Annotated in this window: 18 protein-coding genes and 2 pseudogenes; 15 read left to right on the top strand and 5 right to left on the bottom strand. The window is 74.2% G+C overall.

Going from position 1 to position 19,667, the window contains the following annotated elements:
- Positions 1–190 (bottom strand): annotated as a pseudogene (locus IE312_RS38780) (DUF389 domain-containing protein); the annotation flags it as partial.
- Positions 191–212: 22 nt separating this feature from the next.
- A complete protein-coding gene (gene coaA, locus IE312_RS04755) occupies positions 213–1,181 on the bottom strand; it encodes a type I pantothenate kinase (RefSeq protein ID WP_189978989.1) in 969 nt (322 codons plus the stop codon).
- 174 nt (positions 1,182–1,355) lie between these two features.
- On the opposite strand from coaA, the gene glmS reads away from it, so the two are divergent.
- Positions 1,356–3,203 carry a glutamine--fructose-6-phosphate transaminase (isomerizing) gene (gene glmS / locus IE312_RS04750; RefSeq protein ID WP_189978659.1) on the top strand — a complete coding sequence of 616 codons (1,848 nt, stop codon included), beginning with the start codon at positions 1,356–1,358 and terminating at the stop codon, positions 3,201–3,203.
- 301 nt (positions 3,204–3,504) lie between these two features.
- Here glmS and IE312_RS04745 read toward each other — a convergent pair whose 3' ends face one another.
- A complete protein-coding gene (locus IE312_RS04745) occupies positions 3,505–4,287 on the bottom strand; it encodes an SDR family NAD(P)-dependent oxidoreductase (protein WP_189978657.1) in 783 nt (260 codons plus the stop codon).
- 74 nt (positions 4,288–4,361) lie between these two features.
- Here IE312_RS04745 and IE312_RS04740 point away from each other — a divergent pair, with 74 nt between their 5' ends.
- From IE312_RS04740 to tsaE, 5 genes are all read left to right on the top strand, one after another.
- Complete coding sequence (locus tag IE312_RS04740; RefSeq protein WP_189978655.1) at positions 4,362–4,733, top strand: holo-ACP synthase; 372 nt, start codon at positions 4,362–4,364, stop codon at positions 4,731–4,733.
- A gap of 54 nt (positions 4,734–4,787) precedes the next feature.
- On the top strand, positions 4,788–6,221 hold the full coding sequence (locus tag IE312_RS04735; RefSeq protein ID WP_189978653.1) for an NAD(P)H-hydrate dehydratase: 1,434 nt from the start codon (positions 4,788–4,790) through the stop codon (positions 6,219–6,221).
- 137 nt (positions 6,222–6,358) lie between these two features.
- On the top strand, positions 6,359–7,528 hold the full coding sequence (gene alr / locus IE312_RS04730) for an alanine racemase (RefSeq protein ID WP_189978651.1): 1,170 nt from the start codon (positions 6,359–6,361) through the stop codon (positions 7,526–7,528).
- A 123-nt stretch (positions 7,529–7,651) separates the two neighbouring features.
- Positions 7,652–8,911 carry an alpha/beta fold hydrolase gene (locus IE312_RS04725; RefSeq protein WP_189978649.1) on the top strand — a complete coding sequence of 420 codons (1,260 nt, stop codon included), beginning with the start codon at positions 7,652–7,654 and terminating at the stop codon, positions 8,909–8,911.
- Entirely contained in the window at positions 8,877–9,407 is a 531-nt protein-coding gene (tsaE, locus tag IE312_RS04720; protein ID WP_189978647.1) for a tRNA (adenosine(37)-N6)-threonylcarbamoyltransferase complex ATPase subunit type 1 TsaE, read from the top strand. The genes IE312_RS04725 and tsaE overlap by 35 nt, the downstream gene beginning before the upstream one ends.
- Before the next feature lie 26 nt (positions 9,408–9,433).
- Here the strand turns inward: tsaE and IE312_RS04715 are convergent, their stop codons facing one another.
- Positions 9,434–9,985: a hypothetical protein gene (locus tag IE312_RS04715; protein ID WP_189978645.1), complete on the bottom strand. Its 552-nt coding sequence runs from the start codon at positions 9,983–9,985 to the stop codon at positions 9,434–9,436.
- Between the two features lie 122 nt (positions 9,986–10,107).
- On the opposite strand from IE312_RS04715, the gene tsaB reads away from it, so the two are divergent.
- The 4 genes from tsaB to IE312_RS04695 are packed head-to-tail and all read left to right on the top strand — an operon-like array spanning position 10,108 to position 12,632.
- Positions 10,108–10,764, top strand: a complete 657-nt coding sequence (tsaB, locus tag IE312_RS04710; RefSeq protein WP_189978644.1) for a tRNA (adenosine(37)-N6)-threonylcarbamoyltransferase complex dimerization subunit type 1 TsaB — start codon at positions 10,108–10,110, stop codon at positions 10,762–10,764.
- 29 nt (positions 10,765–10,793) lie between these two features.
- Complete coding sequence (rimI, locus tag IE312_RS04705) at positions 10,794–11,294, top strand: ribosomal protein S18-alanine N-acetyltransferase (RefSeq protein ID WP_189978987.1); 501 nt, start codon at positions 10,794–10,796, stop codon at positions 11,292–11,294.
- Positions 11,287–12,378 (top strand): tRNA (adenosine(37)-N6)-threonylcarbamoyltransferase complex transferase subunit TsaD, encoded by a 1,092-nt coding sequence (gene tsaD, locus IE312_RS04700; protein WP_189978642.1) that lies wholly within the window; start codon positions 11,287–11,289, stop codon positions 12,376–12,378. The genes rimI and tsaD overlap by 8 nt, the downstream gene beginning before the upstream one ends.
- Complete coding sequence (locus tag IE312_RS04695; RefSeq protein WP_189978640.1) at positions 12,375–12,632, top strand: hypothetical protein; 258 nt, start codon at positions 12,375–12,377, stop codon at positions 12,630–12,632. The genes tsaD and IE312_RS04695 overlap by 4 nt, the downstream gene beginning before the upstream one ends.
- A 193-nt stretch (positions 12,633–12,825) precedes the next feature.
- Here the strand turns inward: IE312_RS04695 and IE312_RS04690 are convergent, their stop codons facing one another.
- On the bottom strand, positions 12,826–15,120 hold the full coding sequence (locus tag IE312_RS04690; RefSeq protein ID WP_189978638.1) for a beta-xylosidase/alpha-l-arabinosidase: 2,295 nt from the start codon (positions 15,118–15,120) through the stop codon (positions 12,826–12,828).
- Positions 15,121–15,249: 129 nt separating this feature from the next.
- On the opposite strand from IE312_RS04690, the gene IE312_RS04685 reads away from it, so the two are divergent.
- From IE312_RS04685 to IE312_RS38775, 5 genes and pseudogenes are all read left to right on the top strand, one after another.
- A complete protein-coding gene (locus IE312_RS04685; protein ID WP_189978636.1) occupies positions 15,250–16,281 on the top strand; it encodes a LacI family DNA-binding transcriptional regulator in 1,032 nt (343 codons plus the stop codon).
- A gap of 184 nt (positions 16,282–16,465) precedes the next feature.
- A complete protein-coding gene (locus IE312_RS04680; RefSeq protein WP_189978634.1) occupies positions 16,466–17,509 on the top strand; it encodes an LCP family protein in 1,044 nt (347 codons plus the stop codon).
- A gap of 66 nt (positions 17,510–17,575) precedes the next feature.
- Positions 17,576–18,970 (top strand): FG-GAP-like repeat-containing protein, encoded by a 1,395-nt coding sequence (locus tag IE312_RS04675; RefSeq protein ID WP_229899056.1) that lies wholly within the window; start codon positions 17,576–17,578, stop codon positions 18,968–18,970.
- A gap of 121 nt (positions 18,971–19,091) precedes the next feature.
- Positions 19,092–19,448: a YciI family protein gene (locus IE312_RS04670; RefSeq protein ID WP_189978632.1), complete on the top strand. Its 357-nt coding sequence runs from the start codon at positions 19,092–19,094 to the stop codon at positions 19,446–19,448.
- Between the two features lie 43 nt (positions 19,449–19,491).
- Positions 19,492–19,667: pseudogene (locus IE312_RS38775) on the top strand (RNA polymerase subunit sigma-24); the annotation flags it as partial.

The raw sequence follows: 19,667 nt of genomic DNA, 5'->3' as shown, positions 1-19,667 counted from the left end.
CCAGCCGCCGCAGTCCGGCGATGAGTTCGTCGCCCGCCTCGCGGGCCACGTCGCACAGGACGAGGTCGCCGGCGGGGTCACGGGCGGCGCCCGGCAGGACGACGAGGTGGGTGGTGCCGACCGTCTTGTCGATCAGACGGACCACCTCGTCGGTCCGCTCGACCGGGGTGATCAGGCGCAGATGCAGCATGGCGCCCATCCAACAGGGTCCGCTACAGCTTGCGCAGCCGCAGCCGCTGCACCTTGTGGTCCGGGCCCTTGCGCAGGATGAGGGTGGCCCGGCCGCGGGTCGGGGCGATGTTCTCCACCAGGTTGGGCTTGTTGATGGTCCGCCACAGCGTGCGGGCGTAGTCGAGGGCCTCCTCCTCGGAGACCTGGGTGTACTTGCGGAAGTACGAGTTCGGGTCCTGGAAGGCGGTCCGGCGCAGCTTCCGGAAGCGGCTGAGGTACCAGCGCTCGATGTCCTCGGCGCTCGCGTCGACGTACACGCTGAAGTCGAAGTAGTCGGCGAGACCGACCCGGGTGCGGCCGTCCTTGCCGGGCAGGGCGGGCTGGAGGACGTTCAGGCCCTCCACGATCAGGATGTCCGGGCGGCGGACGGTGAGCTTCTCGTCCGGCACGATGTCGTAGATGAGGTGGGAGTAGACCGGCGCGGACACCTCGCCCTTGCCGGCCTTGACGTCGGCGACGAAACGGGTCAGGGCCCGGCGGTCGTAGGACTCGGGGAAGCCCTTGCGGGACATCAGGCCGCGGGCCTCCAGCTCCCGGGTGGGCAGCAGGAAGCCGTCCGTCGTGACCAGTTCCACGCGCGGGTGCTCGGGCCAGCGCGAGAGCAGGGCCTGCAGCAGCCGGGCCACCGTGGACTTGCCCACGGCCACGGAGCCGGCGACCCCTATGACGAACGGCGTGCCCGACTGGGAGCCCTGTTCGCCCAGGAAGGTGTTGAGCGCGCCCCTGAGACCGTCCGTGGCGCCGACGTAGAGGTTGAGGAGCCGGGAGAGCGGCAGGTAGATGTCCCGCACCTCGTCGAGGTCGATGACGTCACCCAGACCGCGGAGCTTCTCCACCTCCTCGGCGGTGAGCGGCAGCGGCGTCTTGTCGCGCAGCGCGCTCCACTCGGCGCGGGTGAGATCGACGTAGGGAGTCGCCTCCGGCCTGTGCCGGTGGGCGCTCCGGGGCATCGAGGAGACCGGTGAGATCACAGTCCATTGTTAACGGAGTTTGAACGGGACGGCGGGTGGGGTCCGTCACGCGCGCGGCCGGCTCCGCCGGGACCTTCGTACGGTGGTGGGAATTTCCGAATCCGGGCAGGCGGAGGCCTTTTCCGAACGCCGTGGAACCGTAGGCTGCCGCTCATGTGCGGAATCGTGGGATACGTAGGGTCGCAGTCGGCGCTCGAGGTCGTGACGGCCGGGCTGAAGCGGCTGGAGTACCGGGGGTACGACTCGGCGGGTGTCGCCGTGCTGGCGGACGGCGGGCTGGCCGCCGCCAAGAAGGCCGGGAAGCTGGTCAACCTGGAGAAGGAACTGGTCGACCGGCCGCTGCCGGCCGGCTCGACCGCCATCGGCCACACGCGCTGGGCCACGCACGGCGGTCCCACGGACGGCAACGCGCACCCGCACCTCGACAACGCGGGCCGGGTCGCCGTCGTCCACAACGGCATCATCGAGAACTTCGCCGTCCTGCGCGCGGAACTGGCCGAGCGCGGCCACGAGCTGACCTCCGAGACGGACACCGAGGTCGTCGCCCACCTGCTCGCCGAGGAGTTCTCCTCCTGCGCCGACCTCGCCGAGGCGATGCGCCTGGTGTGCCGGCGGCTGGAGGGCGCGTTCACGCTGGTCGCGGTGCACGCCGACGAACCGGACGTGGTGGTCGGCGCCCGCCGCAACTCGCCGCTGGTGGTGGGCGTCGGGGAGGGCGAGGCGTTCCTGGCGTCCGACGTCGCCGCGTTCATCGAGCACACGCGTTCCGCGGTCGAACTGGGCCAGGACCAGGTGGTGGAGCTGCGCCGGGACGGCGTCACCGTGACGGGCTTCGACGGCCGCCCGGCCGAGGTCCGCTCCTACCACGTGGACTGGGACGCCTCCGCCGCCGAAAAGGGCGGCTACGACTACTTCATGCTCAAGGAGATCGCCGAGCAGCCGAAGGCGGTCGCCGACACCCTGCTCGGCCGCATCGACCCGTCCGGCTCGCTCACCCTGGACGAGGTGCGGATCAGCCCCTCGGAACTGCGCGAGATCGACAAGGTCGTCATCGTCGCCTGCGGTACGGCCTTCCACGCCGGCCTGATCGCCAAGTACGCCATCGAGCACTGGACGCGGATCCCCTGCGAGGTGGAGCTGGCCAGCGAGTTCCGCTACCGCGACCCGATCCTGGACGGGCGGTCGCTGGTGATCGCCATTTCCCAGTCGGGCGAGACCATGGACACCCTGATGGCGCTCCGGCACGCCCGCGAGCAGGGTTCCAAGGTGCTGGCGATCTGCAACACCAACGGCTCGACGATCCCCCGCGAGTCCGACGCGGTGCTGTACACGCACGCGGGCCCCGAGGTCGCCGTCGCCTCGACCAAGGCGTTCCTCACCCAGCTGGTCGCCTGCTACCTGGTCGCCCTGTACCTGGGCCAGGTGCGCGGCACCAAGTGGGGCGACGAGATCCAGGCGGTGATCAAGGACCTGTCCCGGATCTCGGAGGAGGTCGAGCGGGTCCTGGAGACCATGGAGCCGGTCCGGGCGCTGGCGCGGACCCTCGCCGCGAAGAACACCGTGCTGTTCCTCGGCCGGCACGTGGGCTACCCGGTGGCCCTGGAAGGCGCGCTCAAGCTGAAGGAACTGGCGTACATGCACGCCGAGGGCTTCGCCGCGGGCGAGCTGAAGCACGGTCCGATCGCGCTGATCGAGGAGGACGTGCCGGTGGTCGTCGTCGTACCGTCCCCGCGCGGCCGGTCGGTGATCCACGACAAGATCGTCTCCAACATCCAGGAGATCCGGGCCCGGGGCGCGCGCACCATCGTGATCGCGGAGGAGGGCGACGAGACGGTCGTCCCGTACGCCGACCACCTGATCCGGATCCCGGCCACCCCGACGCTGCTCCAGCCGCTGGTGGCCACCGTTCCGCTCCAGGTCTTCGCGTGCGAACTGGCGACGGCGCGCGGCAACGAGGTGGACCAGCCGAGGAACCTGGCCAAGTCCGTCACGGTGGAATGAGCGGGAGGGGCGAACGGCCGGCCGCCGTCCGCCCCCCGCCTCATCGGTACGGCCCTGACCGGCGCCGTCGCCACCGCCGGCACCGCTTCCGCGGCCACCCTGCCGAGGGACTGCAACAAGGCGATCATCAACGTCAAGGCCAAGCAGACCGTCAACTCGTACACGGCCTGCGGCAAGAAGAGCAACCTCTGGTACTACGGCGGCGACAAGAAGACCGGCTGGGTGCCGAAGACCTGCATCAACTGGTGACCGCCTGAACGGCGGACGGGAGCGGCGGACCCGGCCGGTCCGGGGGTTGTGCTCAGTGCACGGAGAAGCCGCCGTCCACGGGGATGGACTGGCCGGTGACGTAGGCGGAGGCGCCGCTCGCCAGGAACACCGCCGCGCCCGCGAAGTCCTCGGCGAGGCCGTTGCGGCCGATCAGCGTGCGCGCGGCCAGCGCCGCCACCCGCTCCGGGTCGGACTGCAGCCGCCGGTTGAGCGCGGTCAGCACGAAGCCCGGCACCAGGGTGTTGCAGGTGACCCCGTACGGCGACCAGGCCTCGGCCTGCGAGCGGGCCAGGGACTCCAGCGCGCCCTTGGAGACGCCGTAGGCGCCGCTGTCCACGAAGGCGCGGTGGGCCTGCTGGGAGGTGATGTGGATGATCCGCCCGAAGCCCCGCTCGGCCATGCCGGGTCCGAACCGCTGCCCCAGCAGAAAGGGTGCCTCCAGGTTCACCGCCATCGTGGCGTCCCACACGTCCTCGCCCAACTCGCCCAGTGGCGGCCGGAGGTTGATGCCGGCCGAGTTGACGAGGATGTCGGGCTCGCCGAAGACGGCCGCGGCCTCCTCGGCCGCCGCGCGCACGCCCTCCCGCGTTCCCAGGTCGCCCGAGACCCAGGCCGCGCGGCAGCCGTCCGCGGTCAACTCGTCCACTGTGTCGCCCAGTTGCTCCGGACCGCGGGCCACGACCACCACGCTCGCCCCGGCCCGCGCCAGCGCCCCCGCGACGGCCCGTCCGATACCGGAACTTCCGCCGGTCACCACGGCGGTGCGGCCGTCCAGGGAGAAGAGGTGGGAGAGGTAGGCGTGCGACGCGTTCATGCCGGAAGCCTAGAGCCGGTCCGCCGACGTGGTGTCGCCGGATCCCGGTGCGCCGGGGTCGTAGGGTGCTCGCCATGAGCATCATCGGGGTGGGCATCGACGTCGCCGAGATCGACCGGTTCCGGGCGTCCCTGGAGCGGACGCCGGGGCTGGCCGACCGGTTGTTCGTGACGCGTGAACTGCTGCTGCCCAGCGGGGACCGGCGCGGCATCGCCTCGCTCGCGGCCCGGTTCGCCGCCAAGGAGGCGCTGGCGAAGGCGCTGGGCGCGCCGCCCGGGCTGCAGTGGACCGATGCCGAGGTGTTCGTGGAGGACAGCGGGCAGCCGCGGCTCAGGGTGAAGGGCACCGTGGCCGCGCGGGCGGCGGAGCTGGGCGTGCGGGCCTGGCACGTGTCGCTCAGTCATGACGCGGGCGTGGCCTCGGCGGTGGTGATCGCCGAGGGCTGACCGGTCCGCGGCCCCGGGTGTGGGCGGTGGGGGTTCGGGGGCAGACTCGGTGCCATGCGTACTGCGTACAGCGTGGAGACGGTAAGGGCGGCCGAGCGGGCGCTGATGGCGGGACTGCCGGAGGGCGCGCTGATGCAGCGGGCCGCCGCCGGGCTGGCCGCCGCCTGCGCCGAACTGCTCGGGCGGGTGTACGGCAGCCGGGTGGTGCTGCTGGTCGGCAGCGGGGACAACGGCGGTGACGCCCTGTTCGCGGGGGCCCGGCTGGCCCGGCGCGGCGCCGGTGTGACGGCCGTGCTGCTGGCGCCCGAACGGGCCCACGCGGCGGGTCTCGCGGCGCTGCGGCGGGCGGGCGGCACGGTCGCCGCCGCGGACGTCGCCGAGGAACCGGTCCTGCGGGCCGACCTGGTCGTCGACGGGATCGTCGGGATCGGCGGCACGGGCGGACTGCGGCCGGACGCCGAGCGGCTGGCCGGGACGGTGGCGCGGTCCGGGGCCGCCGTGGTGGCCGTGGACCTGCCCAGCGGCGTCGACGCGGACACCGGCCGGGTGCGGGGTGCCGCGCTCCGGGCCGACCTCACCGTCACCTTCGGCGCGTACAAGCCCGGACTGCTGGTGGATCCCGCGCGGGAGTACGCCGGGGTGGTGCGGCTCGTCGACATCGGACTGCGGCCGTCGCCCGCCGGCGCCGAGCTGGAGGCGCTGCAACACGCCGACGTGGCACGGCTGCTGCCGGCGCCGGCGGCGGAGAGCGACAAGTACCGGCGGGGCGTCGTCGGGATCGCCGCGGGCTCGGCACGGTATCCGGGGGCCGCCGTGCTGGCGGTGTCCGGGGCGCTGCGGGGCGGGGCCGGGGCCGTGCGGTACGTCGGGCCGGCCGGGGCCGCGGTCGTCGCACGCTTCCCGGAGATCCTCGTCTCGGACGCCGGACCCGCCAAGGCCGGGCGGGTGCAGGCCTGGGTGGCCGGCCCCGGGGCCGGGGACGACGCGGGCGCGGTGGCCGAGGTGCTGGCGGCGGACGTGCCGGTGCTGCTGGACGCGGACGGGCTGCGACTGGCCGAGCGGGACGCGGTACGGCGGCGCACCGCGCCGACGCTGATGACCCCGCACGCCGGGGAGGCCGCCGCGCTGCTGGGGGTGCGGCGCGAGGAGGTCGAGGGGGCCCGGCTCGCGGCGGTGCGGGAACTGGCGGCGGCCTACCGGGCGACGGTGCTGCTGAAGGGGTCGACGACGCTGGTCGCCGGGGCGGACGGCGGACCGGTGCGGGTCAACGCCACGGGGACGCCGTGGCTCGCCACCGCCGGGAGCGGGGACGTGCTCTCGGGACTCGCCGGGTCGCTGCTGGCGGCGGGGCTGGGCGCGCTGGACGCGGGGAGCGTCGCCGCGTACCTGCACGGCCTGGCGGGCCGCCTCGCCGCCGACGGCGCCCCCGCGGGCGCCCATGACGTGGCGTCACACATCCCGCAGGCGTGGCGGAACGTACGGCGGTGAGCCGGCCGGCGCCGTCCGCCGGAGGGTGCCGGACGCGTCCGTGCGGGGGGCGGCGGCCCCCCGTCCCCGCCTGCCCGGGCGCCCGGAGGGGGCGGTGCCCGGGGGCCGCCGACGGCCTCTGAGACACTGGGGGCGCGATGAGTGAGACAGCAGCTGTGCCGACCGCCGCCCTGCGCGCCCGTGCCGAGATCGATCTGGGCGCCCTGCGCGCCAATGTGCGGGCCCTGCGCGCCCGGGCCGGGGACGCCGCCGTGATGGCCGTCGTCAAGTCCGACGCGTACGGCCACGGCGCGGTGCCGTGCGCCCGCGAGGCCCTCGCCGCGGGCGCGACCTGGCTCGGCACGGCCACGGCCGAGGAGGCCCTCGCGCTGCGCGCGGCCGGGCTGCCCGGCCGCATCCTGTGCTGGCTGTGGGTGCCGGGCGGCCCGTGGCGGCAGGCGATCGAGGCCGGCATCGACGTGTCGCTGAGCGGCATGTGGGCCCTGCGGGAGGCCGTGGCGGCCGCCCGGGAGGCGGGGCGCCCCGCGCGCGTGCAGCTCAAGGCCGACACCGGACTGGGACGCAACGGCTGCCAGCCCGGCGAGGACTGGGCGGACCTGGTCGCCGCGGCCCTGCGCGCCCAGGCCGAGGGCCTGGTCCGGATCACCGGACTGTGGTCGCACTTCGCGTGCGCCGACGAGCCGAGCCACCCGTCGATCGCCGCCCAGCTCGCCCGGTTCCGGGAGATGACGGCGTACGCCGAGGAGCGGGGCGTCCGGCCCGAGGTGCGGCACATCGCCAACTCGCCGGCCACCCTCACCCTGCCCGAGTCCCGCTTCGACCTGGTGCGCACGGGCATCGCCCTGTACGGCGTCTCGCCCAGCCCCGAGGTCGGCACCCCCGCGGACTTCGGGCTGCGCCCGGTGATGACGCTCAGCGCCTCGCTGGCCCTCGTCAAGCGCACCCCGGCCGGCCACGGCGTCAGCTACGGCCACCACTACGTCACCTCCGGCGACACCACCCTCGGCCTGGTACCGGTCGGTTACGCGGACGGTGTCCCGCGGCACGCCTCGGGCACCGGTCCGGTGCTGGTCGACGGCAAGTGGCGGACGGTCGCCGGGCGGGTGGCCATGGACCAGTTCGTCGTGGACCTGGGCGGCGACGAGCCCCCGGTGGGCAGCGAGGCGGTGCTGTTCGGGCCCGGTGACCGGGGTGAGCCCACCGCCGAGGACTGGGCCCAGGCCTGCGGCACGATCGCGTACGAGATCGTCACACGCATCGGAACGCGCGTTCCGCGCGTCTATGTGAACGGGCAAGAACTCGGGTAACCCGCCTGGGTGCGGCACCCCGCGTTCCCGGACGCACCGGTCACCTCCGTCGCAGCACAGCGCAGCGGTACCGTCCGTATCACCCGTCCAGGCGAACTGCAGTACGGCGAGGAGGAGCGGTACGTGAGCGAGAGCAGCGCGGAGGCCGTGGCGGACGTCGTGGCCTCGGCGGCCGCCGCCTCCGCCGCGGGGGCGGCCGGGAGCTGGCGCAGGGCGACCGGCATCGCCGGCGCCGCGATAGGCGTGCTCGCCGCGGGCGCGGCGGCCGGTGTCGCCGTCGAGCGGATGACGATGGGGCGCGGGATACGCAGGAAGGCACGGCTGGCGCTGGACTCGGCGGGCCCCTACGGCACCCTGCGCGGCACCCCCGGCAAGGCGTACGCCGACGACGGCACCGAGCTGTACTACGAGGTCGACGAGGTGGAGCCCGACACCGGCCCGGAGGTCTCCCCGCGCCGGCGCAGGCTCTTCGGCCGCAAGGCGCCCGCCCCGGTCACCGTCGTCTTCTGCCACGGCTACTGCCTCAACCAGGACTCCTGGCACTTCCAGCGGGCGGCGCTGCGCGGGGTCGTGCGCACCGTGCACTGGGACCAGCGCAGCCACGGCCGGTCCGGCCGGGGCGTGGCCCAGACCCGGGACCGGGCGCCCCTCACCATCGACCAGCTCGGCCGCGACCTCAAGGCCGTCCTGGACGCCGCCGCACCGGAGGGGCCGCTCGTCCTGGTCGGCCACTCCATGGGCGGGATGACCGTGATGGCCCTCGCCTCCGAGTACCCCGAGCTGATCCGGGACCGGGTCGTCGCCACCGCCCTCGTGGGCACGTCGTCCGGGCGGCTCGGCGAGGTCAACTTCGGGCTGCCGGTGGCCGGCGTCAACGCGGTGCGCCGGATCCTGCCCGGGGTGCTCAAGGCCCTCGGGCAGCAGGCGGAGCTGGTGGAGAAGGGGCGCCGGGCCACCGCCGACCTGTTCGCCGGGGTCATCAAGCGGTACTCGTTCGCCGGGCGGGACGTCGACCCGGCCGTGGAGCGGTTCGCCGAGCGCATGATCGAGTCCACCCCGATCGACGTGGTCGCCGAGTTCTACCCGGCCTTCACCGACCACGACAAGACCGAGGCGCTCGCCTGCTTCCAAGACATGCCGGTGCTCGTGCTGGCCGGCGTACGGGACCTGGTCACGCCCAGCGAGCACAGCGAGGCCATCGCCGGCCTGCTGCCCGACGCCGAACTGGTCCTCGTCCCGGACGCCGGGCACCTGGTGATGCTGGAGCACCCGGAAGTGGTCACCGACCGGCTCGCCGACCTGCTCACCCGCGCGGGCGCGGTGCCGGCAGGAGCTACGGTAAGTGGCTATGGAAGCACCAGCAGCACCGCACGACCCCGTTGAGACCCGGCTGACCGTCACCTCCCCGGACCAGATGGGGGAGCTGGGCCGCCGGCTGGCCGGACTGCTGCGCGCGGGCGACCTGGTGATGCTCACCGGGGAGCTGGGCGCGGGCAAGACCACGCTGACCCGCGGGCTCGGCGAGGGTCTGGGCGTGCGCGGCGCGGTCACCTCGCCGACCTTCGTGATCGCCCGGGTCCATCCGTCCCTCGGCGACGGCCCGCCCCTGGTGCACGTCGACGCCTACCGGCTCGGCGGCGGCCTGGACGAGATGGAGGACCTGGACCTCGACGTCTCGCTGCCCGACTCGGTGATCGTCGTGGAGTGGGGCGAGGGCAAGGTCGAGGAGCTGACCGAGGACCGGCTCCAGGTCGTCATCCACCGCGCGGTCGGCGACACCACGGACGAGGTGCGGCACGTGACGGTCACGGGCCTGGGCGAGCGCTGGTCCGGGGCCGGCCTGGAGACGCTGTCCGGCGGAGCGGCGCTGTCCGGCTGAGCGTGACGTGAGCCGGGGGGCACCCTCTAGCGGATCACGACGACCCGCACCCCGATCGTCGCGAACCTCCACATCGCGTCCCCGTCCGCCCGGCTCTCGCGGATGCCGCCCGTCTTCACGCTCGCGTCGGCCGTCGTGCCCGAGCCGTCGTCCACGGCCGCGCTGAACCCGACGGTCACCCCGTCCACGCTGGTGAACCGCACCACGTGCTCGATGGCGACGCCGTCGGTGCCGGTGGCCGCGTTGGTGCGCGAGGTCACCCAGTACGTGCCGGCCGGCGGGTCGACGCTGCCCGGGCGCACCGGGAAGGTGCGCTGCACCCGGTTCCCGGGGGACACCAGCCAGACCCGGTCGTCGTCCACCGAGTACACGACCCGTTCACCCGATCCGGAGCCGCCCGGCAACGCCGTCGGGTGGTGCCGGTCCCGGGGCGCCTTGGACGGGGCCGTCGCGTGCGCCGCCGGACCCGGGCCGGGGTGCGCCGGGGCGCTCGCCTGGGCCCGGTAGGTGAGGAAACCGACGGTCCCCAGCGCCGCCGCGGTGAGGCCGGCCACGATCGCCGAGCTGGTCCCTGCCACCTGCGCCCACCTCTGCCTCATCCGACTCATGTCATATGTCGTACTTCGTACCGACCGTAGCAGTCGGTGACCGTCCGTACGGGACGGCGATGCGCGAGCCGCGGGCGCCGTAGGCTGTTCGCGTGCTCTTGCTCGCTCTGGATACCGCAACGCCCGCCGTCACCGTCGCGCTGCACGACGGCACCGGCGTCATCGCCTCGTCGAGCCAGGTGGACGCGCGCCGGCACGGAGAGCTGCTGCTGCCGGCCGTCGACCGCGTCCTCACCGAGGCCGGCCTGAAACTGGACGCCGTCACCGGCATCGTCGTCGGTACCGGCCCCGGCCCCTACACCGGCCTGCGCGTCGGTCTGATGACCGCCGACACCTTCGGCCTGGCCCTCGGCGTCCCGGTGTACGGCCTGTGCACGCTGGACGGCCTCGCCCACGCCGCCGACATCGAGACGGGTCCCTTCGTGGTGGCGACCGACGCCCGCCGCAAGGAGGTCTACTGGGCCACCTACGCCGACTCCCGGACCCGGCTGACCGGCCCGGCCGTCGACCGCCCGGCCGACATCGCCGAGCAGGTCGCGGGCCTGCCCGCGGTCGGCGCCGGCGCGCTGCTCTACCCGGAGACGTTCCCGAACGCCCACGAGCCCGAGCACGTGTCCGCCGCCGCCCTCGCCTCGCTCGCCGCGCGGAAGCTGGCCGCGGGCGAGGAACTCCCCGCGCCCCGGCCGCAGTACCTGCGCCGGCCCGATGCCCAGGTCCCCAAGAACTACAAGGTGGTCACCCCCAAGTGACACAGCCGGAACTCCCCCGACTGCGCGAGATGCGCTGGTGGGACATCGACCCGGTCCTGGAGCTGGAGCGGGACCTGTTCCCCGAGGACGCCTGGTCCCGGGGCATGTTCTGGTCGGAGCTGGCCCATGCCCGGGGCGCCGGCGCCACCCGCCGCTACCTCGTCGCCGAGTCCGCCGACGGCCGGATCGTCGGGTACGCGGGCCTGGCCGCCGCCGGTGAGCCGGCCGACGTCCAGACCATCGCCGTCGCCCGCGACCACCAGGGCACCGGTCTCGGTGCCCGGCTGCTGACCGAGCTGCTGCGGGCGGCGACCGCGTTCGAGTGCCACGAGGTGATGCTCGAGTGCCGGGTCGACAACCTGCCCGCGCAGAAGCTCTACGAGCGCTTCGGCTTCGTCCCCATCGGCTTCCGGCGCGGCTACTACCAGCCGGGCAACGTGGACGCCCTGGTGATGCGCCTGACCACGGAACCCGGCAGCGGCTCCGCCGCGGGCTCCGCCCCCGTACAAGGAACCGATATCCATGACTGACGAACCTCTTGTCCTCGGCATCGAGACGTCCTGCGACGAGACCGGCGTCGGCATCGTCCGCGGCACCACCCTGCTGGCGGACGCCGTCGCCTCCAGCGTCGACGAGCACGCCCGCTTCGGCGGTGTCGTGCCCGAGGTGGCCTCCCGGGCGCACCTGGAGGCCATGGTCCCGACGATCGACCGCGCGCTGAAGGAGGCGGGGGTCAGCGCCCGGGACCTGGACGGCATCGCGGTCACCGCCGGGCCCGGCCTGGCCGGCGCCCTGCTCGTCGGCGTCTCGGCGGCCAAGGCGTACGCCTACGCCCTCGGCAAGCCCCTGTACGGCGTCAACCACCTCGCCTCGCACATCTGCGTGGACCAGCTGGAGCACGGCCCGCTGCCCGAGCCGACCATGGCCCTGCTGGTGAGCGGCGGCCACTCCTCGCTGCTGCTGTCGTCGGACATCACCTCCGACGTCCGCCCGATGGGCTCGACCATCGACGACGCGGCCGGCGAGGCCTTCGACAAGATCGCCCGCGTGCTGAACCTGGGCTTCCCCGGCGGCCCGGTCATCGACCGGTACGCGCGCGAGGGCGACCCGGGGGCGATCGCCTTCCCGCGCGGCCTGACCGGCCCGCGCGACCCGGCGTACGACTTCTCCTTCTCCGGCCTGAAGACCGCCGTGGCCCGCTGGATCGAGGCCAGGCGGGCGGCCGGCGAGGAGGTCCCCGTGCGGGACGTGGCCGCCTCCTTCCAGGAGGCCGTGGTCGACGTGCTCACCCGCAAGGCCGTCCGCGCCTGCAAGGACGAGGGCGTGGACCACCTGATGATCGGCGGCGGTGTGGCGGCCAACTCCCGGCTGCGCGCCCTCGCCCAGGAGCGCTGCGAGGCGGCCGGCATCCGGCTGCGCGTGCCGCGCCCCAAGCTGTGCACGGACAACGGCGCGATGGTGGCCGCGCTCGGCGCCGAGATGGTCGCCCGGAACCGGGCCGCCTCCGGCTGGGACCTGTCGGCCGACTCCTCCCTGCCGGTCACCGACCCGCACGTCCCGGGCCACGGCCACGACCACGTGCACGAGGTCAGCAAGGAGAACCTGTACTCGTGACGGTCGCGCTGATGTGGGAGGCCCGGGCCGCCGGGGGGCGGGGAGCCGACCTGCTCGCCTGGGTGCGGGAACAGCCGCTCGCCGGCGAGCCGTTGCGGCGCGAGACCTTCCGCGCGCCGCAGGACCGGGTGCTGGTCATCACGTGGTGGGACGCCCCGTACGACGCCCAGCTGCCCGAACTGCCCGAGCCCGGCCCCGAGTTGGTGACCCGGGCCGTGCACCGGTGGCGGTTCGAGGCGGTCGCGGACCACTGAGGTTGCGCGGGCCCCCCTCACCTGGGCTATGATCATCACACAGCGAACGGCCGGGAAACCGGCCCGGACGCAAGTGCGTTGGTGGTCCAAGGAAAGACGCCCCGCTTCCTGCGGGGAAATGCAGGTGCAAGGCCTGCCCGGCGCTCCACACGACACCCCGCCCCCGGGTCACCGGAGGCGGGGTGTCCGCGTTCTACGCCAGCACCTCGCACCGCAGCCGCCGTTCCGGCCCGACCACCCGCGTCGGCCCCGTCAGCCGCAGCCGCGCCCGGTGCCGTACCTCCGCGCTGGACGGGCCGAGGCGCAGTTCCAGAGCGCCGGGCTCCACCACCCGGGCGCCCGTGCGGTCCGTGAAGGACGACAGGTCCGCGTGGAAGCGGAAGGTGAGGCGGCGGGCGGCGCCCGGGTCCAGCTCCAGGCGCTGGTAGCCGATCAGGCGCACGTCCGGCCGGGTCACCGAGGCCACCGGGTCGTGCAGGTAGAGCTGGACGACCTCGGTGCCCGCCCGGTCCCCGGTGTTGCGGACCGTGAGGGAGAGGTCGTACGAGCCGTCCGTGCCGATGTCGGCCGCGGAGCCCACGAAGTCCTCCCAGGCGAACGCGGTGTACGAGCAGCCGTGCCCGAACGGGTACAGCGGGGTCGGGTCCAGGCTGCTGACCTCCCCGGCCAGGCCGAGCGGCGGCTGGAGGTAGGTCCAGGGCTGGCCGCCCGGCAGCCGCGGGACGCTCACCGGGAGCCGGCCGGAGGGGTTCACCCGGCCGGACAGCACCCCGGCGACCGCCGGGCCGCCCTCCTCGCCGGGGAAGAAGGCCTGCACCACCGCGCCCAGCCGGCCGTGCCAGCGGCCCAGGGCGTACGGGCGGCCGGTGAGCAGCACCAGGACCACCGGGACGCCGGTGGCGACCAGCGCGTCCAGCAGCTCGGCCTGCACGCCCGGCAGCCGCAGGTCGGTCGCGTCGCAGCCCTCGCCCGAGGTGCCGCGCCCGAACAGGCCCGCGCGGTCGCCGAGCACCGCCACGCACACGTCCGACTCCGCCGTCCGGGCCACCGCCTCCGCGAAGCCGGCGGTGTCCGGGTCCGCGACGCCGCAGCCCTCCGCGAACGTCACCTTGGCGTCCGGCAGTTCGCCGCGCAGGGCGTCCAGCACGGTGGGGATCTCGATGCCGGACGGGATGCCGGGGTGGTGGGTGAGGACGTGAGAGGGGAAGGAGTAGCAGCCGAGCATCGCCAGGGCGTCCGCCGCCCGCGGACCCACGACCGCGATCCGGGTGTCTGGGGCCAGCGGGAGCAGCCCGTCGGGGTTGTCCAGCAGCACCACCGACTCCTGCGCCAGACGCCCGGCCAGGGCCCGGTTCGCGGCCGAGTCCAGGTCGAGGGGGCCCTCCGGCTCCGGCCGCCAGTCCTCGTCCAGCAGGCCCAGCTCGCACTTCTGCAGCAGGACGCGGTGGGCCGCCCGGTCCACCAGCGACTCCGGGACCCGGCCCTCCCGCACGGCTGCCACCAGGGGCTTGCCGTAGCACTTGACGGTCGGCAGCTCCACGTCGATGCCGGCGGCCAGCGCCCGGTGGGCCGCCTCCGCCTCGTCGGCCGCGACCCGGTGCAGGCTCTGCAGGAAGGCGATGCCGAAGTAGTCGGCGACCACCGTGCCGGTGAACCCCCACTCCTCGCGCAGCAGACCGGTCAGCAGCCCCGGGTCGGCGGAGGCCGGCACGCCGTCGGTCTCCGTGTAGGCCGCCATCACCGAGCGGGCGCCGCCCTCGCGCAGCGCCATCTCGAACGGCGGCAGGGTGACGTCCGCGAACTCCCGCACCCCGGCCCGCACGGGGGCCAGGTTCCGGGCGCCCGCCGAGGACGCGTACCCGGCGAAGTGCTTGAGCGTGGCGACCACACCGGCCGACTCCAGGCCCCGTACGTAGGCCGTGCCGATGGTGCCGACCAGGTACGGGTCCTCGCCGATCGTCTCCTCGACCCGTCCCCAGCGCGGGTCGCGGACCACGTCCAGGACGGGGGCCAGCCCCTGGTGCACCCCGGCCGCCCGCAGGTCCCGGCCGATGCGCCGGCCGACCTGCTCGACCAGTTCGGGGTCGAAGGAGGCGCCCCAGGCCAGCGGGACCGGGTAGGCGGTGGCCCGCCAGGCGGTGAAGCCGGCCAGGCACTCCTCGTGCGCGACCGCCGGGATGCCGAAGCGGTTGGCGGCCGCGATCCGGCGCTGGGCCCGGGCCAGCGCCCGCGCGCCGACGTCCGGGTCGACGGGGGCGGTGCCGAAGGACCGGGTCAGCTGGCCGAGACCGTGGGTGATCAGCTCGTCCCAGTCGTACTCGGCGGTCATCTCGCGCTGCAGGGGGGCGACCCCGTCGCCGTCCGTGGCGGCGCCCACCCACACGCCGTACAGCTGGGCGGCCTTCTCCTCCAGGGTCATCCGGGACAGCAGGTCGGCCACCCGGGCATCGGCGGGCAGGGCGGCGTCGCGCCAAGGAGCGGTGGTCATGGAACTCCCGTCTCGACTCTGCTTCGCGCGGTCGATCACGAATGTTTCGACTGATGCATCGAATGTTCCGGGAACCTATGGCGCACACGGTTCTTCGTCAAGAGGTCCGGCGGGGATACGATCGCGGGCATGACGCCTTCGAAGTCCGCAGAAACGCAGACGGCGACCCTCGCCGAGATCGCCCGGGAGGCCGGGGTCTCCGCTCCGACTGTTTCGAAGGTCCTCAACGGCCGTGCCGACGTCGCCCCCGCGACCCGCACCCGCGTCGAGGAACTGCTGCGCACCCACGGCTACCGGCGCCGCCGCGCCGAGGCCTCCCGCTCACCCCTGATCGACCTGGTCTTCCACGAGCTGGAGAGCGCCTGGGCGCTGGAGGTCATCCGGGGCGTGGAGAACGTCGCCCGGGACGCCGGACTGAGCGTGGTCCTGTCCGAGTCGGCCGGCCGGCTCACCCCCGGCCGGACCTGGGCCGACCAGGTCGCCGCCCGCCGCCCGCACGGCGTGGTGCTGGTGCTGTCCGGTCTCGACGAGTCCCAGCGCGCGCTGCTGACCAGCCGGTCCATCCCGTTCGTGGTGATGGACCCGGCCGGCGACCCGGGCCCGGACGTGCCGTCCATCGGCGCCACCAACTGGCAGGGCGGCCTCGCCGCCACCCGCCACCTGGTGGAACTCGGGCACACCCGGATCGGCGCGATCAGCGGCCCGTCCCGGATGATGTGCAGCCGCGCCCGGGTCGACGGCTACCGGGCCGCCCTGGAGACGGCCGGGCTGCCGGCCGACCCCTCGCTCGTCGTGGCCGGCGACTTCCATCACGACGCCGGCTACCGCCTGGGTCTGGAGCTGCTGCGCCGCCCCGACCGGCCCACCGCCATCTTCGCCGGCAACGACCTGCAGGCGCTCGGCCTGTACGAGGCCGCCCGCGAACTGGGCCTGCGCATCCCGGAGGACCTGAGCGTGGTCGGCTTCGACGACCTGCCGGTGGCCCGCTGGGTGGGCCCGCCGCTGACGACGGTACGGCAGCCGCTCACCGAGATGGCCGAGGCCGCGGCCCGGCTGGTGCTGGAGCTGGGGCGGGCCCAGGACGAGCGGGCGGCGACCCGGGTGGAGCTGGCGACGAGTCTGGTGGTGCGGTCGAGCGCGGCAGCGCCCCCGGGGGCCTGAGCGGTCCGTGTATTGACGGGGGTGGGGGTGACCCCACACTGCTCCGAAGTCAATCGGTTCCCCAACCGAAACTTTCGGAGGCGCTGTGACGGGGCCCTGACGCTGGGATGAGAATTCCCGAAGAAAGCCGCATCGGACGGCTTCCGCTAACAGTCCCCTAATAATTCGGACTTACGTTCCTGTCGTGACGCGACACGAGGAACGAGGCGACCCGGGCGGACGGGCGGGCCGGCGGCCGAGACCCCTGCGGATCGCCGGTCTCACCCTGGCGGGCGCCCTGGTGCTGGGCGCGGCGGCGGCCGGCTGGGCGTACCGGCACCTCGACCGCAACATCACCGGCGTCGACATCGACGGCACGCTCGGCGACGACCGTCCGGCCCGGGCCGTGGCCACCCCCTCCGCCGGCGCCTCCCCGCTGCCCACCGGCTCCCTGAACATCCTGGTCCTCGGCTCGGACTCACGCAGCGGCAGGGCCAACCAGGAGCTGGGCGGCGGGGACAGCGGCGGCGCCCGCTCCGACACCGCGATGGTCGTGCACCTCGACGCGGGCCGCACCCGGGCCACCGTCGTCAGCATCCCCCGCGACACGCTCGTCACCCGCCCGGCCTGCCCGCTGCCCTCGGGCGGCAGCACGGCACCGGCGCACGGCGCCATGTTCAACAGCGCCTACGAGGTGGGCGGTCCGGCGTGCGCGGTGAAGACCGCCGAGTCGCTCACCGGGGTCCGCATGGACCACTACCTGGAGGTCGACTTCTCCGGCTTCGCCCGGCTGGTCGACGCGCTCGGCGGGGTCGACGTCACCACCACCGAGGACATCGACGACGACCTGAGCCACCTGCACCTGAAAGCCGGCACGCACCACCTGGACGGCGAGCGGGCCCTGGCCCTCGCCCGCACCCGGCACGGCATAGGCGACGGCAGCGACCTGGGCCGCATCGGGCTGCAGCAGATGCTGGTCAAGGATCTGCTGCAGCGGCTCTCCGGCGCCGGTCTGCTCACCGACCCGGCCCAGCTGTACCGGGTCGCCGACGCGGTCACCGCCGGCCTCACCACCGACACCGGCCTGGACTCCCTGGACGAGCTGGTGAGCCTCGGCCGGAGCCTGCACGGGCTGACCGCCGACCGGGTGCGCACGGTGACCATGCCCGTCGTCCCGGCACCCTCCGATCCCAACCGGGTGGTCGCCGAGGAGCCACGCGCGAGCCGGCTCTGGGCATCCCTGCGCTGAGTACAACCTTCCCGGTGGCGCACGGGTCTGCTGTGGTGACCGAACAGCTGTACACCAGGGGGATTCATGTTGTTCCGCGCGCGTTCGCACGCCCGGTGGGCGCTGCCGCTGACCCTGGGCCTGACCGCCCTCGGTGCCGCCGCCCCGGCCGCCTCCGCCGCCCCGGCCCTCTCCGCCGTGCCGGCCAAGAGCACCGCGCCGGCCAGGAGCACCGTCCAGGTCCGTGACGACTTCAACGGCGACGGCTACGCCGACCTGGCCGTCGGCGCGCCGAACGCCACGGTCGGCGGCCAGGCCGAGGCCGGTTACGTCGCCGTGCTGTACGGCGGCCCGCACGGCGTGTCCGCCGGCCACCGAACGATCATCAGCCGGGCCACCCCCGGCATCCCCGGCGGTCCCCTCCGGGGGGAGGGCTTCGGGCTGCAGATCGCCAAGGGCGACCTGGACGGCGACGGCTACGCCGACCTCGTGGCCGACAGGGTCGTCGTCTGGGGCGGCCCGCGCGGCCTGTCCGGGGGCACGGCGATCCCGGGCAACAACCACCAGACCGGGGACTTCGACGGCGACGGCCGCCTCGACCTCGCCGTGATCCAGGGCGGCTACGGCATGGGCGACGACCCGGCCGGCAGCACCGCCGAGATCTGGAAGGGCCCGCTCAAGCGCACCGGTGCCCCGGCCGCGCGCACCTCGCTCGACCCCGAGCGCCTCGGGTCCGTCGACATCCACGACGGCGACACCGGCGACATCAACGGCGACGGCCGCTCCGACCTGGTGCTGACCGGCTACTGCGGCGACGGCAACAACTGCAGCCAGCTGTACCTGAGCGGCCCCGCCGGCCTCTCCCGCGTGAAGGACCTCTACCGCGGCGGCGACGGCGCGGCCGCCATCGGCGACTTCAACGGCGACGGCTACGGCGACCTCGTCACCGGCTTCCAGGACGACGAAGCGGTCTGGGTGATGTACGGCAGCGCCACCGGGCTCGCCCCCGAGAGGACCTGGAAGCGGTTCACGCAGGACACGCCCGGTGTCCCCGGCAGCCGGGAGAGCACCGACCGGTTCGGCCAGGCGGTCGCGGCCGGCGACATCACCGGTGACGGCATCGACGACCTGGTGGTCGGCGCGCCCGGCGAGAACGAGCAGGGCGTGGTCGACGTGCTGCGCGGCAGCCGCTCCGGGCTGACCGGCGCCGGCGCGCAGGCGTTCGGCCAGGACACCAGGGGCGTGCCCGGCACCGCCGAGCGGGCCGACAACTTCGGGTACGTGGTCCGGCTGGTCGACGTCAACCGCAACGGCCACGCCGACCTGGTCGCCGCCGCCCCAGGGGAGGACGGCGGCGACGGAGCGGTGTGGGTGCTGCGCGGACGCCCGTCCGGCCTGGTCACGGACGCCGCCGCGGTCTTCGGCGGGAGGACGCTCGGGGCGCCGTACAAGAAGGCGTCGTTCGGCTTCGCACTGAGGTGACGGCGGGCCGGGAAAAATCTCCCGGAGTTTTTTCCGCGGGTGTGTCGATCCGGGTCCCTCCCGTTCGACGCAAGGGTGAGCGGCGGGGAACGGACCCGCCGCCCCTACCGAAGGAGTCACCATGCCCCGCTACCTGTCGCTCGTGCGCGTCGACGAGTCCGCCGCCCCCGCCGGGGGCCCCGACGCGGAGCTGATGCAGCGGATGGGCGAGCTCATCGAGGAGATGACCAAGGCCGGTGTGCTGCTCGACACCGCCGGGCTCACCCCGTCCGCGGAGGCCGTCCGGGTGGACTGGGACGGCGAGAAGGCCGCCGTCACCGACGGGCCGTTCACCGAGTCCAAGGAGGTCATCGGTGGCTACGTGGTCATGCAGTGCAAGGACCGGACCGAGGCCCTGGAGTGGACGCAGCGCTTCCTGAGGATCCACGGGACCGAGTGGCGGATCGCCTGTGAGCTGCGGGAGATCGCCGAGGGCTGAACCCGTTTGGCCGTCCGTCGCCCAGGGTGTTGCATGGTGGGCTGTGGAACCACGTGTGGAAGCACAGCCCACCACGGCACACGCGATCGAGACCGTCTTCCGTCTGGAGTCGCCGCGGGTGATCGCCGGCGTCGCCCGGATCGTCCGGGACGTCGGCATCGCCGAGGAGCTGGCGCAGGACGCCCTGGTCGCCGCCCTGGAGCGGTGGCCCCGGGAGGG

The organism is Streptomyces capoamus, from assembly GCF_014654935.1.
Classification (GTDB): domain Bacteria; phylum Actinomycetota; class Actinomycetes; order Streptomycetales; family Streptomycetaceae; genus Streptomyces; species Streptomyces capoamus.
This window is presented reverse-complemented; position numbering and strand designations above follow the sequence as displayed.

Excerpts from the sequence above, each read along its gene's own strand:
- IE312_RS04740 (WP_189978655.1), top strand. The coding sequence starts at position 4,362 with ATGAGCATCATCGGGGTGGGCATCGACGTCGCCGAGATCGACCGGTTC.
- coaA (WP_189978989.1), bottom strand. The coding sequence starts at position 1,181 with ATGCCCCGGAGCGCCCACCGGCACAGGCCGGAGGCGACTCCCTACGTC.
- tsaD (WP_189978642.1), top strand. The coding sequence starts at position 11,287 with ATGACTGACGAACCTCTTGTCCTCGGCATCGAGACGTCCTGCGACGAG.
- IE312_RS04745 (WP_189978657.1), bottom strand. The coding sequence starts at position 4,287 with ATGAACGCGTCGCACGCCTACCTCTCCCACCTCTTCTCCCTGGACGGC.
- IE312_RS04685 (WP_189978636.1), top strand. The coding sequence starts at position 15,250 with ATGACGCCTTCGAAGTCCGCAGAAACGCAGACGGCGACCCTCGCCGAG.
- tsaE (WP_189978647.1), top strand. The coding sequence starts at position 8,877 with ATGGAAGCACCAGCAGCACCGCACGACCCCGTTGAGACCCGGCTGACC.
- IE312_RS04675 (WP_229899056.1), top strand. The coding sequence starts at position 17,576 with ATGTTGTTCCGCGCGCGTTCGCACGCCCGGTGGGCGCTGCCGCTGACC.
- IE312_RS04670 (WP_189978632.1), top strand. The coding sequence starts at position 19,092 with ATGCCCCGCTACCTGTCGCTCGTGCGCGTCGACGAGTCCGCCGCCCCC.
- glmS (WP_189978659.1), top strand. The coding sequence starts at position 1,356 with ATGTGCGGAATCGTGGGATACGTAGGGTCGCAGTCGGCGCTCGAGGTC.
- alr (WP_189978651.1), top strand. The coding sequence starts at position 6,359 with ATGAGTGAGACAGCAGCTGTGCCGACCGCCGCCCTGCGCGCCCGTGCC.
- rimI (WP_189978987.1), top strand. The coding sequence starts at position 10,794 with ATGCGCTGGTGGGACATCGACCCGGTCCTGGAGCTGGAGCGGGACCTG.
- IE312_RS04690 (WP_189978638.1), bottom strand. The coding sequence starts at position 15,120 with ATGACCACCGCTCCTTGGCGCGACGCCGCCCTGCCCGCCGATGCCCGG.
- IE312_RS04735 (WP_189978653.1), top strand. The coding sequence starts at position 4,788 with ATGCGTACTGCGTACAGCGTGGAGACGGTAAGGGCGGCCGAGCGGGCG.